The 15472-nt window shown below is 52.0% G+C and carries 15 protein-coding genes; all 15 read right to left on the minus strand.

What is annotated here, in order from left to right:
- Positions 1–36: 36 nt before the first annotated feature.
- Positions 37–1281, minus strand: coding sequence for a glutamate-5-semialdehyde dehydrogenase (locus M1L66_RS17105; RefSeq protein WP_187021989.1), 1245 nt, complete (start codon positions 1279–1281; stop codon positions 37–39).
- A gap of 34 nt (positions 1282–1315) precedes the next feature.
- Positions 1316–1858, minus strand: a complete 543-nt coding sequence (locus M1L66_RS17110) for a 5-formyltetrahydrofolate cyclo-ligase (RefSeq protein ID WP_434687275.1) — start codon at positions 1856–1858, stop codon at positions 1316–1318.
- Entirely contained in the window at positions 1836–2057 is a 222-nt protein-coding gene (locus M1L66_RS17115) for a DUF896 domain-containing protein (RefSeq protein ID WP_002604001.1), read from the minus strand. Before M1L66_RS17115 ends, M1L66_RS17110 begins: the two co-directional genes overlap by 23 nt.
- An 11-nt stretch (positions 2058–2068) precedes the next feature.
- A complete protein-coding gene (proB, locus tag M1L66_RS17120) occupies positions 2069–2932 on the minus strand; it encodes a glutamate 5-kinase (RefSeq protein ID WP_055652815.1) in 864 nt (287 codons plus the stop codon).
- Positions 2933–3066: 134 nt separating this feature from the next.
- A complete protein-coding gene (locus tag M1L66_RS17125; RefSeq protein ID WP_434687278.1) occupies positions 3067–4662 on the minus strand; it encodes an NAD(P)/FAD-dependent oxidoreductase in 1596 nt (531 codons plus the stop codon).
- Complete coding sequence (locus M1L66_RS17130; protein ID WP_187021986.1) at positions 4659–5879, minus strand: NAD(P)/FAD-dependent oxidoreductase; 1221 nt, start codon at positions 5877–5879, stop codon at positions 4659–4661. Before M1L66_RS17130 ends, M1L66_RS17125 begins: the two co-directional genes overlap by 4 nt.
- Before the next feature lie 131 nt (positions 5880–6010).
- Positions 6011–6397, minus strand: coding sequence for a hypothetical protein (locus tag M1L66_RS17135; RefSeq protein WP_002603997.1), 387 nt, complete (start codon positions 6395–6397; stop codon positions 6011–6013).
- 51 nt (positions 6398–6448) lie between these two features.
- Complete coding sequence (locus M1L66_RS17140; protein ID WP_434687280.1) at positions 6449–8134, minus strand: putative polysaccharide biosynthesis protein; 1686 nt, start codon at positions 8132–8134, stop codon at positions 6449–6451.
- Positions 8124–9278: a DUF3048 domain-containing protein gene (locus M1L66_RS17145; RefSeq protein WP_434687282.1), complete on the minus strand. Its 1155-nt coding sequence runs from the start codon at positions 9276–9278 to the stop codon at positions 8124–8126. Before M1L66_RS17145 ends, M1L66_RS17140 begins: the two co-directional genes overlap by 11 nt.
- Positions 9275–9772 (minus strand): rRNA maturation RNase YbeY, encoded by a 498-nt coding sequence (gene ybeY / locus M1L66_RS17150; RefSeq protein WP_002603994.1) that lies wholly within the window; start codon positions 9770–9772, stop codon positions 9275–9277. The genes M1L66_RS17145 and ybeY overlap by 4 nt, the downstream gene beginning before the upstream one ends.
- A complete protein-coding gene (locus M1L66_RS17155) occupies positions 9756–10787 on the minus strand; it encodes a PhoH family protein (protein WP_055652819.1) in 1032 nt (343 codons plus the stop codon). Before M1L66_RS17155 ends, ybeY begins: the two co-directional genes overlap by 17 nt.
- Positions 10774–12021: a sporulation protein YqfD gene (gene yqfD, locus M1L66_RS17160; protein WP_434687285.1), complete on the minus strand. Its 1248-nt coding sequence runs from the start codon at positions 12019–12021 to the stop codon at positions 10774–10776. The genes M1L66_RS17155 and yqfD overlap by 14 nt, the downstream gene beginning before the upstream one ends.
- A 26-nt stretch (positions 12022–12047) precedes the next feature.
- Positions 12048–12314 (minus strand): YabP/YqfC family sporulation protein, encoded by a 267-nt coding sequence (locus M1L66_RS17165; protein WP_187021982.1) that lies wholly within the window; start codon positions 12312–12314, stop codon positions 12048–12050.
- Between the two features lie 203 nt (positions 12315–12517).
- Positions 12518–12694: a 30S ribosomal protein S21 gene (gene rpsU, locus M1L66_RS17170; RefSeq protein ID WP_003504099.1), complete on the minus strand. Its 177-nt coding sequence runs from the start codon at positions 12692–12694 to the stop codon at positions 12518–12520.
- Positions 12695–12832: 138 nt separating this feature from the next.
- On the minus strand, positions 12833–15439 hold the full coding sequence (gene alaS, locus M1L66_RS17175; protein WP_434694275.1) for an alanine--tRNA ligase: 2607 nt from the start codon (positions 15437–15439) through the stop codon (positions 12833–12835).
- Between the last annotated feature and the right edge of the window lie 33 nt (positions 15440–15472).

Below are 15472 nucleotides of genomic sequence, written 5' to 3' on the forward strand. Positions count from 1 at the left end.
GGTTAGATTCTGACTTTTTATCCGCACGGTCTGCTCTTATGGGCGGACCTGACCATTTCCGTATATAATATACTTTGTCGTGGTAAGCTCCTTTAGCCCCATAGGGCCTCTCGCGTGAAGCTTTTGGGTGCTGATGCCGATCTCTGCGCCAAAACCGAACTCGAATCCATCCGTAAATCTGGTGGAAGCGTTGACGTAAACGGCAGCCGCATCGATCTCATTTAAAAACTTCTGAGCATTGGCGTAATCCGACGTGATGATAGCCTCGGAGTGCTTCGTATTATAGCGGTTGATATGGGCGATAGCCTCGTCTATGGAATCCACCAGCTTCAGGGACAGAATATAGTCTAAATACTCCGTTCCCCAATCCTCCGCAGCAGCCGGGACAAATGCAGGCACGATACGGCAGGCTTCTTCATCCGCCCGCACCTCAACCTGCTTTTCATCGAGCCTGGCCTTTAACAGCGGCAGGAATTCTTCCGCGATATTTCTATGTATGACCAGTGATTCACAGGCGTTGCAGACGCCGATCCTCTGGGTCTTTGCATTGAAGATGATGTCCAGAGCCATCTTGTAATCCGCAGTCTCATCCACGAAGATATGGCAGTTTCCGGTTCCCGTCTCGATGACAGGCACCGTACTGTTCTCCACCACGGAACGGATCAGCCCAGCTCCGCCCCGTGGAATCAGCACATCCACGTAGTCGTGCAGGCGCATGAATTCCTTCGTCACTGCCCTGTCGGTATCGGTGATAAGCTGTACACTATCCTCCGGGAATCCCGCGTTCTTAAGCCCTGCACGGAGGCATTTGACGATAGCCTTATTTGACTCCAGAGCGTCGCTTCCGCCCTTTAAGATCACACAGTTTCCGGATTTGAAGCAGAGACCGAAGGCGTCTGCGGTCACATTAGGTCTGGCCTCATAGATGATGCCGATCACTCCCATGGGAACGCGTTTCTGTCCGATGGTGAGTCCGTTTGGCCTGGCCTTCATGGAGATCACCTCCCCCACCGGGTCCTCTAACACGGCCACGCTGATCAGTCCGTCAGCCATGGCCTCGATCCTGGAAGGCGTCAGTTCCAAACGGTCGATCATCCCGGCGCTCATGCCATTTATCGTCGCCTGAATCACATCCTCCTGATTAGCCGTCAGAATATCTTCCTCACCCTCAAGCAAAGCGGCCGCCGCGGCCCTTAAACCTTCGTTCTTCTTATCAGAGCTGAGAATTCCCAGAACACCGGCTGTCTCCTTCGCTCTTTTTCCTATCTCAGTTAGTGTCATATCGCGTTCCTCCCTGTTATCCTCTAAACTAAACTTATGGAGTGATTACCATATCCATTCCCTTGTCATGGGCCTCTGCCGGCAGAGAATCGAAAAGCTGGAAGGGATAGGCGATTCCGAATCTGGGATGATCCGGCTCTTCGTCGAAGAAGCGGTCGTAGTAGCCGCCGCCGTAGCCGATCCGGTGTCCTTCCCTGTCAAATGCGATTCCCGGCACGATGACTGGTGCGAATTCGTCGCCGATGCGCAGACAGCAGGATTTCGGTTCCATGATCCCCATGACGCCGCTCTCTAAATCTTTTTTTCCCTGAATTGCATAGAATACCAGTTTTTTTCCTTCTACCTTCGGTACTGCCACGTATTTTCCCATCTCCAGCAGGCCCTGAATCAGCTTCTCAGTTCCTGCTTCATGGCGGAAGGATACGTAGCAGTAGACACAGAATGCCTGCCGGATTGACCGGAGGCTTAAAATCTTCCTGCAGATGGCGTCATTCCACTCCATCTCCTGTTTCTGTGTGAGAGCCTGCCGGTTCTCCTTCACCCAATCCCTGATTTCATTCTTGCTTGACATTTCCATACTTTTTCCCCAGATCCGTAATGGTTCCGTCCTCTTCCTTAACCGAAATGCTGTTTAAGTTTCCTCTTAAGCTCATGCGGATCGCTTCAATGTATTCCTTTCTCAGGGCGGCCTGCTCGGCCTTCTCCTCATCAGAAAGTCCTACAGCCTGCGCCTTGTGGTAGAGCGTGTTGATTCTGTCTATTTTTTCCTGCTGCATCGATGTGCCTCCTAATATTCATTATTTATGTAGTGCATCAGATCGAAATCAAAGTTGGGATGGGCCAGGAAAAGCGTCCCCTTATTGTCACCCGTCATGATCTGTGAAACGACCTCCACGTCATCCCCGTTTGCAATGACCATATCGGAACCGCTGTCTGTGGCAATCCTGGCCGCCGCCAGCTTCGCCGCCATGCCTCCGGTGCCCACATCGCTGCCCGAGGTGGCCTTTCCCATCTCCATCAGTTCCGGCGTGATCTCATCCACCTGGCTGATAAAACGCGCCTTTGGATTCTGTCTCGGATCGTCAGAGTACAGGCCGTCGATATCCGACAAAAGAATCAGTAAATCCGCGCCGATCAGAGCCGCTACAATGGCGGACAGCCGGTCGTTGTCACCGAAATTATCGACGTAAGGGATCTCTGAGGTGGATACCGTATCGTTCTCATTTACAATCGGTATGGCGCCCAGCTTCAGCAGCTCGTCGAAGGTATTCTGCGCGTTATAGCGGGAGCTGTCGTTGATCATGGTATCCTTCGTCAGCAGGACCTGCGCCGCCACCTGATTGTACTCTGCAAACAGCTTCTGATACACCATCATGAGGCGCGCCTGGCCTACTGCCGCAAACGCCTGTTTCTCCGAGATGGTAACCGGCCTTGTGTGGTGGCCAAGAGCCTGGCGCCCCACCGCAATGGCTCCGGACGAAACCAGAACCACGGATTTCCCTTCCCCCTTCAAATCGCTGATGACACGCACCAGCTTCTCGATCTTCATCAGGTTCAAGTCCCCCGTATACGTATGGGTCAGGGAAGACGAACCGATTTTTATGACAATCCTCTGTTTATCCTTCAGCTTTTCCCGCACTTCAGTTCTCATGGTGTCTCCAATCATGTTCTTCAGTCTTTTTGTCTCATATCTTACAACATTTTTATCCATTCGTCAAATGTGCGGCGGTTGGAAAGTAACAGTTCTGTCCTCGCTTCCGGCTGCCGGAAGCGAGGACAGAACTGTTACGTTGGGACTGAGAAGCGTGCCGCGACTGCCTCCGCCGTCTTGATCCCATCCATGGCCGCGGACGTGATGCCGCCCGCGTAGCCGGCGCCTTCCCCACAGGGATAGATGCCTTTGATGCTGCTCTCAAACCGTTCATCCCTCGGTATGCGCACCGGGGACGAGGTTCTGCTCTCCACGCCTGCCAGGATGGCGTCGCCTCTGGAAAATCCTGCGATCCGCCCGTTAAACGCCTCTACGCCCTCGATCAGCGATTCCGACAGCGTATCCGGAAAGAATTCCCGCAGATTAGCCATGGCGTACCGCCCTTCAAAGGCTGGCTCCACATCTCCAAAAGCCGTTGTCGCCCTTTTCTTCTTAAAATCACGGTACAGCTGCACCGGAATTTTCCCTCCGCCGCACCGGTAGGCCGCTTCCTCCAGACGCCGCTGGTAGGCAATACCCACAAGAGGGCTGTCTTCCGGAAAATCCTGCGGCGTGACGGTGACGATCAGCGCGCTGTTCGCATTCACGCCGTCCCTCGCATGATAGCTCATGCCATTGACAGCCAGACGCCCAGGTTCAGAGGACGCATCGACAACGTAGCCGCCCGGACACATGCAGAAAGAATATACGCCCCTTCCATTGGCACACTGATGGGTCACCTTATAATCGGCCGCCCCCAGCGCCTCGATCTCTGCAGCGCCGTACTGTGCGGCATTGATATCTCTCTGCGGATGCTGAATGCGCAGTCCGACGGCGAACGCTTTCTTCTCTATGGGCACGCTTCTCTCCAGCAGCCTCTCAAAGGTATCACGCGCGCTGTGTCCCACGGCCAGAACGGTAACATCCGTCTCAAATTCTTCCGTCCCGTTTACCGTGATACCCTTCAGCGCTCCGTCCTTAATCCGAAAATCGGTGACGCAGCTCTGGAAGTAAAAGGTACCTCCCAGGCGGATGATCTCTTCCCTCATATTTTTCACGATCACACTAAGCACATCGGTTCCGATATGGGGCTTATTCTTATAAAGAATGGATGGATCAGCTCCGAACTCCACGAACACCTCCAGCACTTTTCGGTTCCGCATCAGCGGGTCTTTCACCAGCGTGTTGAGTTTCCCATCGGAAAATGTTCCCGCGCCCCCTTCTCCAAACTGTACGTTGGAGTTGCTCTTCAGCTCACCGTCCTGCCAGAACTGAAGCACCGACCGTTTTCTCTCTTCCACCCGCTCTCCCCGCTCGAATACGATAGGGCCAAAGCCGGCTCTTGCCAGCATCAGTGCACAGAAAAGGCCGGCCGGTCCGCTTCCTATGATGACGGGGCGGTGCTCTAAACGCTCCGCTCCCGGTTCCGGAAATTGATATTCCTTCTTCTCGGCCTTCGCAATGTTCGGACTGTTCACTCTATGTAATACCTTGTCCTCCTTCGCTACCTCTACGTCGACTGTATAGATGAACAGCACTTCACTGCTCTTTTTTCTCGCATCCACAGACTGCTTCACAACCGTTACACGGCGAACATCCGCCGGCTGAAGCTTCAGCATCTTTGCCGCCTTCCTCTTTAAATCTTCCTCGCTGTGGTTTACAGACAGTTTTAACTGGCTGATTCTTATCATATAGGACCTCTTCCTGCGTTTCTGCCCGCCAGAATTCCCGATGACCACGCCCACTGAAGGTTATAACCTCCGCAGATACCGTCCACATCCAGAATTTCTCCCGCCAGAAACAGCTGACTGACTAATTTTGATTCCATGGTACACGGATTTACCTCTCTCGTATCGACCCCGCCGCAGCAGATCTGCGCCTGCTCAAAGGGATTCACCGCTGTCACGGTGGTTTCGAGCCCTTTGATCCGGTCTGTCAGAACCCCCAGCTGCTTTTCCGTGATCTCCCGGGTCCGGCGGCCAGCCGATATCCCGGATTCCTTAAGAAGCACCTGATGCAGCTTCTTATTCAGGACGCCGTTTAGAAATTCTTCCCCAGGCCGGTATCCCAGCCGTTTTACCCGTTTCGTTAAGAATTGGAAGAGCTCCTTTTTTTCCATAGCCGGCAGAAGATCCTGCCGGACAGTCACTTTCTTCCCATCACTTAAGGCGCGCGCCGCAAACCGGCTGATCTGAAAAACAGGGATTCCGGAGATTCCATAATCCGTAAACTGCAGTTCTCCCCGGTCGGAAGCGACCGCTTTCCCATCGGAATACAGTGTCACAGAAGCCTCTGTCCTTACTCCTGCAAACTGTTTATACCATGTCTCCCTGCATTTTAACTGCACCAGGGCCGGAAGCGGCTCTATCACGCTGTGCCCCAGACTCTCCGCCAGCTTATAGCCGCTGCCATCCGATCCCGTTGCCGGCGCCGCTTTGGAACCTGCCGCGAGTATGACCGCATCCGCCTTCATGGCTCCCTGGGATGTGGCCAGCTCCAGCTTCTTTGACACGCTTAAGACATCACATTCACATAGAACCGGAATCTTTAAGCGTTCCAGTTCGAAGCGCAGCGCATCCAGCACAGAAGACGCCTGCCCCGTGGCGGGGTAAACGTATCCGTTCCGGTCTGTCAGCACCAGACCCAGATCCTCAAAAAAGGAAAGTGTCTCTTTTACCGGCACCTCCCCGACCACCTTCCATGCGAATCCGGGATTCTCCCCGCGGAAGGCTTCTTTTCTCATATCCAGGTTTGTTAAATTGCATTTCCCATTCCCGGTAGACAGGATCTTCTTCCCGGGTCTCTTTGTATGTTCCAGAATTACGGCGTCGGCTCCCTCCCTGGCAGCCGCAATCGCAGCCGTCATACCGGAGGCGCCTCCGCCTATGATCATCACTCTTCTCTTCATGGATTCCTCCTTGCTGTGAGCACTTGGCAGACGTACTGTCACCAGCCCTATTGTATCCGCATCCTCCATTCAATTCAAGCATTATTTTTCCTGACGAGTCCTGTGCTCCGGTCCATTCTGTCGAACACGCTCTAGCTGGTATACGACTCCAGATAGTTAAACACCTCAATCATGGAGGAGAACCAGATGCCATCCATAAGACGGCCCCGCTCCTCCTCCGGGAAATCGGTGACCGGCATATGGGTATACAGGCAGATCGTCGTCTTATCCTGATACAGGACAAGCAGATAACCGTCTTCCGATACGAGATAAAATTTCTCCTTTTCCTTCTCCGGCGCAGGCGACACCTTCTCCTGATTGATGACGATCTGGTCCTCCGTCACGGTCTCCGTCTCCAGAGTCGCTCCGGGTATGGCCTCCTCCGGCTGTACACTGTCCTTGGTAATAACAAAACCGATTCCGAGGCAGAGAAGCGAAGTGGCTGCAAATAAAAGAAAGCAGAACATATACTTCTTCATAGGATAATACCTCCTTCGAAGTATAGTATCTGCTTTCTTCTCTCATTTTAATCACATCAAATGGCATTTCTGTGCGATTCTTACCAGTTTCGTGCCGCCGGGCATACCGGCAAGCTCTGTCTCATCCACACAGCGCAGCTTCAAAAGCAGGACGCCGTAGACCATAACCGCCACCACAATTGCCAGAAGCACGCCAACAGTGTTGCTCTTGACCGTCATATGAACCAGCTTGTAAACGCCGTAAGCCGCCCCGCCCATGATACCGGAGGCGATGGTCGGAAGAATGAACGTCTTCTTCATCTCCTGCCTGTAATTTAAGAACCGTCTGATGGAAATTCCATTCAGGATGCACATGAAGAGTGCAAACAGAATGTTGGAATATACCACACTGTAGATCCCCATCTTAAATCCGAACAGCATGACGCAAAGCACAAGGATATGGAGCACAAGCGAAATCACTGCGTTCTTAAGCGGTGTCTGCATATGGTTGATTCCCTGAAGAACGGCGTTGGTAACCGTTGACAGGGAGAAGAATACGACAGCCAGCGAACCGTACATCATCATGCGGATTAAGTTGGTGTTATCGTAACGGCTGAACAGCAGATTGCACACGGGGCCTGCGAGCACGGTAAGTCCTACCGTGGCCGGAATCGCGATCACCATGGAAAAGCGAATGACCATGAAAACCCTGCTCACGATCTGTCCGCGGTTTTTGCCTGCCACCGCCCGCGACAGGGACGGAATCAGGGAGGAGGCCAGCGAATTGGCTATGGCCACCGGAATATTAAACAGCAGGTGGTATTTTCCGGCATAGACGCCCCAGGTTGAGACTGCCTCCGACGCTCCCATTCCGAGAAACGCCATTCCTTTCCCATAAATGCTGTTATCGATGACCGTGCTGATATTGTAAGCCACGCTGCTCATCACGATGGGAAGAACGGTCATCAGCAGAACGGAAGAGATCTCGCCGTAGCTGTCTCTCCGTCTGGTCCGGTCACGCTTTGCCTGCCTCATCATGACAGGCCGGTAACTGGCCATCAGAAAAAGCAGGAACAGAAGCCCCGCCACCGCGCCCGCGCCTGTACCGATGGTGCCGCCGGCGGCTCCGAAGGCAAAGGAAAATTCCGTGGTTTCATGAACCAGGTTTGCCTTTAATCCTGCGTTGAACAGCCGTTCCGCCGCCACAATACTGATAACGGCATTGATAATCTGCTCAAAAATCTGCGAAAGGGCTGTGGGAATCATCGTCCCCAAGCCCTGAAAATATCCGCGGAACACGCCGAGATACGCGATGACCCATATGGTAGGAGCCAGCGTCTTAAGCGCATATCTGGTATACGGCATGTTTAAGAAACGGGTGGCGAAGAAATCAGCGCCGAACCACAAAACCGCAGCTCCGATCCCTCCGACTACCGTGCCATAAAACAGAGCTGCCTTTAAAATACGGACCGAATTCCTATACTCTTTCCTGGCATTCTTCGTCGCGATCATCTTCGAAACAGCCGTTGGAAGGCTGTAGGAGGAGACGATCAGCAAGATAGAATAGATGGTAAAAGCCGAACTGTAGTATCCGTTTCCCTCATCCCCCAGAATGTTGGCAAGAGGAATCCGGTACAGCATTCCGATCAGACGCACAATGATTCCCGCCGCCGCAAGAATCGTTCCCTGTATGATAAAATTTGACGCGCCCTTTTTCTCAGGCATTTTTCTGCTTCTGCTTGTCCTGTTATTTTCCATAAACCTCTACATTTGAGGAATCCTGTGCGGAAATAACGCATATCCACGTCTTTCCCTGATTCAGAATTACCTCGTTATTCTCCATGTCGTAATAATGTGTCAGGCCGAACTCCCCGTCCTTCGTCCACTTCACAGGGATCGCCTTTCCCTCCGTGGCATAGAGCCCGTAGGAGTCGTCGTGAACGTTGATATCCAGATAATCCGTGGTAGCGTAGTGCCCTGACGGGCAGTACTGGAAAAGAATATTCTTCACGGCGATCGGGCCTTCATTGCCCTTATGGGCCGCTCCGTACTGATACCGGTAGTATAAGCCGTCGCTCTCGTTATATTCAAACCACGGCTTATTCATCACGTAACCCGGATAGACCCTGGCCGCTTCCATCACACTGGGCGCTCCGTCCAGCGTCACCTCATGACCAGTTTTCGCAAAGCGGTAATGGCCCTTGTAATCCGCGCTGTAGCTCTCTGAGTATCCCAGCTGGGCGATTGCCCTGTTCAGCCGTTCTCCGCTGGAATATGCGTTGTGGGGTGATTTACGGTCCTTCGTCCTGTAATACGCCACGGTGCCGATTCCATCCAGCCCGTTGATGTTGTCCACATTGGCCAGATACGGCTTGGCAAAGGTGCTCTGCCCGTAGTGAGCGTAAATGGCGTCAAATTCGCGGGCAAAGTATGTATAATACGTCCGGCAGCTTCTCACGGAACCGATTCTGTCCAGATCGTCGTAATCCTCGATAATGGCCATGTAACGGTTCATGCCGCCCTCCACAGGGGCCTCATACACGATATCCGCCCGGTTGATACCATACTGCGGCAGCGACGCCTTGTCGTTGCTCATCATGATCGCGATGGGCCTGCGGTTTCCGATTGCCGCATCGACCATCTCACCGGTTAAGTAGCTACGGATCTTTCCCTCCTGCTCGGTGCGCTCCTCGAAGGTATACCAGTCGCCGGATTCCACAACTTCCTCCTCAGGCGCCTCCGTGGTAGTCTCAATCTTAATCTCTTTCGTAGGGGCGGGCGTGGTGTCCGTCTCTGCCGAGGCGTCCGTCACAGCCACCTCCTGATATTTTCCCTGGCATCCGGTCACCGTTCCCATCAAAAGGATTAGTCCGGCCGCACAGAACCATGCCCGTTTCTTCATCGTTCGTATCCCCCTCGTTTCAGAATCTCTTCCTGCTTTTTCTCCATGACGAGACGTTCCTCATCCACCATGTGATCGTAGCCGCACAGATGCAGCATGCTGTGCGCCACTAAGAAGGCCAGCTCCCGTGTCTCGGAATGGCCGTATTTTTCCGCCTGCTCTTTCACCTTGTCCACGGAAATGACGATGTCTCCCAGCAGCAGCTCCCCTGTCTCCGGATTAAAGTAATCGCTTGCCATGTCTTCCAGACGGTCAAAATCCGACGGGCTGTCGTAGTCGGCCATTGGAAACGACAGCACATCGGTCGCACGATCGATCTCCCGGTATTCTTTATTGATCTGCCGGATGTCCTCGTCATCCGTAAGGAGCACATTCACCTCCGCCTCATAAGGGCAGTTCTCATAATCCAGCGCCTCGTTCACCACAGCGGTGATGATCTCCTCATACGGAAGCTTTAACTCCTCTTCCGTCTCATACTCAATATGAATCGTCATAACGTGCCTTTCTGCCTCCGGGGGCTTTTGTTGTCTTTCGTTCTTTCTCTGCAGGTTTTTTCTTCGTCTCATAATCATCGTAAGCCTGTACTATCTTCTGGACCAGCGGATGGCGCACCACATCGCTGCTGTTTAAGTAACAGAAGCCGATGTCATCGATGCGTTTCAGCACGCGGACCGCTGTATCCAGACCGGATACGGCTCCGGCCGGCAGATCCTTCTGCGTCTGGTCACCGGTGACGATGACCTTGGAACCGAATCCGATTCTCGTCAGGAACATCTTCATCTGCGCCGGCGTGGTGTTCTGCGCCTCATCCAGGATTATATAGGCGTTGTCGAGTGTACGGCCCCGCATGTAAGCGAGGGGCGCCACCTCAATCAGCCCTTTCTCCGCATTGTGTAAGTAGCTCTCCGCGCCCATGATCTGATACAGTGCATCGTAAAGCGGCCGTAAATACGGATCGATCTTGCTCTGTAAATCGCCGGGCAGAAAGCCCAGTTTCTCTCCCGCCTCAATGGCCGGACGTGTCAGGATAATCCGGCTCACCTCGCCGTTTTTAAATGCCTGGATCGCCATGGCCATGGCAAGGTACGTCTTGCCGGTACCGGCCGGGCCGATTCCGAATACGATCATCTTTTTCCGGATCTGATCCACATACTGCTTCTGCCCCATGGTCTTCGGCTTTACCGGCTTGCCTGTAATGGTCCTGCAGATGATGTCCTTGTCAATCTCCAGAATCTGTCCGTCGCTCTCCGAGAAGGACAGGGACAGGGCATAATCCACGTTCTGCTCCGTGATCGCATTTCCACGCTTCGACAGCTCGATCAGATTATTAAATACGCTCTTCGCCTTCTGCACCATCTGTTCCGGGCCGATGATCTTCAGCGCGCCGTCGCGTTCGATCATGGTAACATGAAGAGTCCTCTCTATTTTCTTCAAATAGCTGTCAAACTGTCCGCAGACATTCTTCTCGTGTTCAGCCGGTATATCTATGATTGTCTCAATTACGCTCATTGGACTCTTTCGTCTCCTCTTGTTCCTGATTAATTGGTATCTCTACGCTCGTCCGTTCCCCCACGGGTTCCTCCGCCACAATATCGATGGCAATTTGGCATAAAGATTCATTATCTAGTATTTTAACATGATTTTCCAGAATTTGTACCCCTTTTTCCAATAAATTTTTTTTCAAATTATCGTTGATGGTTTCAGCCGCCTGATTCTTCTCCTCCTCCGTGTAGGGGCGCTCGTAGGAAATGTATTCTTTGGCCGTGATATCGCCGAGATATATGGGCAGATAAAAATTCTGAAACAGGTGAAGCTGATCTTCTTCCATGGTCACCTTCCAGGTGGTTCCCTCCTGCTTCGGGCGTATCAGCATCAGGGAATACTGAAATGCCTTCGCATACTTCCCGCGGCGTATTCTCCCGGTTTCCACGTCCACGCGCTTAAACAGCGGCATCTGCCTCGTGATATGGTATTCCGTCCGCGCCGTGATATCCGCGTCGGAATGGACATAGTGCGTGTTCATGATTTCCTCCCCGTCGCCGATGACATGGAGTGTGCCGCTCACCAGCACATCGCCCTTCTTTACCTCATCGCCCACGGAAACCGCCGGAACGCCCTGGCGCACAATCATGGATGTGATCACGCCGTCCTTTGCCGCCACGATGTCGCAGGGTGACTCATCCTTAACAGGTATTTCAGAGAGGACCTCGTTCTCCTTTATCTTAACCAGAAGACGTGTTCCCGATACCCTGGCCGACACCCAGGTGATTTCCGGAAATGCGCTCCGCAGCGATTCTTCCAGGGCGTCGCAGTCGATCTTCGATTTTATCATGCCATAGCGGATATCCTCTGTTTCACAGTATTTCAAAAGGGTGTCATACGTATACATGTGATTTCCGTCAAACTCGATATCCCAGATAAAGATGGAGAGTATGTAAAGCAAAGCAAAAAAGGACACCATCCCGGCCGCATAGAGCTTTCGCTTCCTGTTTCTGTATAAAAAAAAAGGAAGTCCAAACTTTCCCAGTACCTTAAGTCTGACCTTCGATTTCCGGACAATGGGTTTTATCTTCCTAAACCCTTTCACGGTCATATAAAAGCGATAGGAATGGCCTGTATCGGACACTCCCCAGATTTCTATCTCATGAACACTGCACATATTAAAGAACCGTTCCGGAGAAAATCCCGTCATCTCCACGAACAGATAACCGGACATCCGGTGGTTAAGCCATGTTACAATCACGCTGGTACCTCCTTGTTTTTCTATCCTTATTCAAACTCCATGGATTTGATGAGTCCGTTAATCTTCATCTCCTCATTCGTATAATATTCAATCACAAGGCGGCTTCCCGATACCGTCACGCGGCACGTCTTTGCCTGGAGCTTAATCAGGGTATCTGTATAGAGAATGATGCCGCGGTAATTTTCAATCACAACACTGTGGCGCCCCAGAAAAGATACCAGCACTTCGCCCAGGACCACATCCTTCGGAAGCTTTAAGTTCTCAGCTGCACTAAACTTCATCTCTTCGAACATATCGTTTCTGCCTTTCAGCCAATGATATTATACTATATGCAAAAACGGCGTCCGATTATGCAGGGTAAAGTGAAAGTAAACAAATGTAACAGTTCAGCGCCGGGCCGGACCGCGGCAGCCGGAAACGGGGCTGAACTGTTACAAACAAAGAAATCCCTGATCATAAAATGACCAGGGACTAACCTTGTTTGACTAATCAATTATTAGTTATATTTACGTTTTCTTGCAGCTTCAGACTTTTTCTTACGTCTTACGCTTGGCTTTTCGTAATGCTCTCTCTTACGAATTTCCTGCTGGATACCTGCTTTCGCACAGTTTCTTTTGAATCTGCGTAAAGCGCTATCTAAGCTCTCGTTGTCTTTAACGATTACATTTGACATAGCTCACACCTAACCTCCCTCCAGTTGTGTACTTGTGCATAATACAACTGTTTGGGTATTTTATAGCACTGATATGATTATAGCATAATTTTCCCATTCGTCAAGGAAAATTTCATTTTTTTCCGGGAAAATTCTTGCTTATTTCATCTGGCCTTCCACTACTTTATAAACCTCTTCCAGACACGCGTCAACTCCAGCCGGATTCTTGCCGCCGGCCTGGGCCATATTCGGCCTTCCACCGCCGCCGCCGCCAACGAGTCCTGCAACAGCCTTGATTAAGTTGCCTGCATGGGCACCCTTCTTCTGCGCTTCCTCTGTAGCGGTTGCCATTAAGTTCACTTTGCCGTCCATGACGGAAGCCAGTACGATCACGCCTTCACCCAGCTTATCCTTTAACTGGTCTCCCAGATTTCTTAAGCCGTTCATGTCCACATCGGCAACCTTAGTAGCCAGAACCTTGACACCGCCGATCTCCTTCACCTGGTCCATAACATCGCCCAGGGAGTCCTTGGCCAGTCTGCTCTTTAGCTTCTCATTTTCAGAATGGAGCGCCTTGATCTCCTCAAGCATGGCTTCAATCTTGGCTGTCAGTGTCTGAGGCGTGGCCTTAGCCGCCTTCGCCGCCTCGTGAAGCTCGGTCTCTGCCTCCTGATAATACTTCATCAGGCCGTCGCCCGTCAGGGCTTCGATTCTGCGCACGCCGGCTGCGATTCCCGTCTCAGATAAGATCTTAAAGGAGCCGATCACACCTGTATTGGAAATATGGGTACCGCCACAAAGCTCCGTGGAGAAATCTCCCATCTTCACCACGCGGACATTCTCCCCGTACTTCTCGCCAAACAGGGCCATGGCACCCGATTTCTTCGCCTCGTCAAGGCTCATAACCTCTGTCTTTACATGCAGCGCTTCTTTGATCTTCTCATTGACAAGGCATTCCACCTTCTTAATCTCATCTGGTGTCATGGCGGAGAAATGAGTGAAGTCGAAACGAAGACGGTCTTCATCCACATAGGAACCTGCCTGCTCCACGTGCTCGCCCAAAACGGTGCGGAGCGCCTTCTGAAGCAGATGGGTCGCGCTGTGGTTTTTGCCGGTGCTCATACGGCTCTCTTCACAGACCTTTAAGGTGACTACGTCACCGATCTGGAACATGCCCTTCTTCATCCTGCCTACATGACCGATCTTGCCGCCCTGTAAATGAATAGTGTCCTCCACCACAAACTCGCCGTTTGCACTGACAATTACACCCTTATCGCCCTGCTGGCCGCCCATGGTGCCATAAAAGCAAGTCTCTTCCGTCACAATCGTGCCGGTCTCGCCATCCGTCAGCGCTTCCACCAGATCCGTCTCTGTCGTCAGAGAGGTGATCTTAGAATCGCAGGCAAGCTTATTGTATCCGACAAATTCCGTGGTGAGCGCAGGATCGATGGACTGGTACACCGTCACATCAGCGCCCATATAATTCGTGGTCTTTCTGGCCGCTCTGGCCTTCTCGCGCTGTTCCTGCATGGCCTTCTTAAAGCCATCCTCATCGATCTCAAAATGCTTCTCTTCCAGAATTTCTCTCGTTAAATCCAGCGGGAATCCGTAAGTATCATAGAGCTTAAATGCATCCTCACCGTCCAGCACCGTCTTGCCTGCGGCAGCCATCTTCTCTTCCATCTCACCGAGAATGGCAAGTCCCTGGTCGATAGTCCGGTTAAACTTATCCTCTTCCTCGGTAAGAACCTTTAAGATCATGGCTTTCTTCTCTTCCAGCTCCGGATATCCGTCTTTGGAAAGCTCGATTACGGTCTTGGAAAGCTCCGCGAGGAATCTTCCCTCAATGCCGAGCAGCCTTCCGTGGCGGGCCGCTCTCCGAAGCAGACGGCGCAGCACGTATCCGCGTCCTTCGTTGGATGGCATGATGCCGTCGGAAATCATAAAGGTGCAGGAACGGACATGGTCTGTGATCAGACGCAGGGAAACATCAATCGATGCATCCTTCTGATACTCCGTGTGGGCAAGTTCTGCAACCTTGTTTAACAGAGCCTTGATGGTGTCCACATCAAAGATGGAATCCACATCCTGAACCACCACGGCCAGACGCTCGAGACCCATGCCGGTATCGATATTCTTCTGGGCCAGTTCCTCGTAATTGCCATGTCCGTCATTCTCGAACTGGGTAAATACGTTGTTCCATACTTCCATGTAACGGTCACATTCACAGCCCACGGTGCAGCCCGGCTTTCCGCAGCCGTACTTCTCCCCGCGGTCATAATAGATTTCAGAACACGGTCCGCAGGGGCCTGCTCCATGCTCCCAGAAGTTATCTTCCTTGCCGAAGCGGAAGATACGTTCCGGGGCAATGCCGATTTCCTTATTCCAGATATCGAAAGCCTCGTCGTCGTCCAAGTAGACGGATGGATATAACCTGTCCGGATCCAGTCCTACAACCTCTGTCAAAAACTCCCAGGACCAACGGATCGCTTCCGTCTTAAAATAATCTCCAAAGGAGAAATTGCCCAGCATCTCAAAGAAGGTGCCGTGACGGGCAGTCTTTCCCACATTCTCGATATCTCCGGTTCTGATACACTTCTGGCAGGTGGTCACACGCTTTCTCGGCGGTATCTCCTGTCCTGTAAAATATGGCTTTAAAGGCGCCATACCTGAGTTGATTAACAATAAGCTGTTATCATTATGCGGAACCAGGGAGAAGCTTTTCATCGCCAGATGTCCCTTACTCTCAAAAAATTCAAGGAACATTCTCCTCAGTTCATTCACACCTGTCTTGTTCAC

The organism is Hungatella sp. SB206, assembly GCF_051132295.1.
Lineage (GTDB): Bacteria > Bacillota > Clostridia > Lachnospirales > Lachnospiraceae > Hungatella > Hungatella effluvii.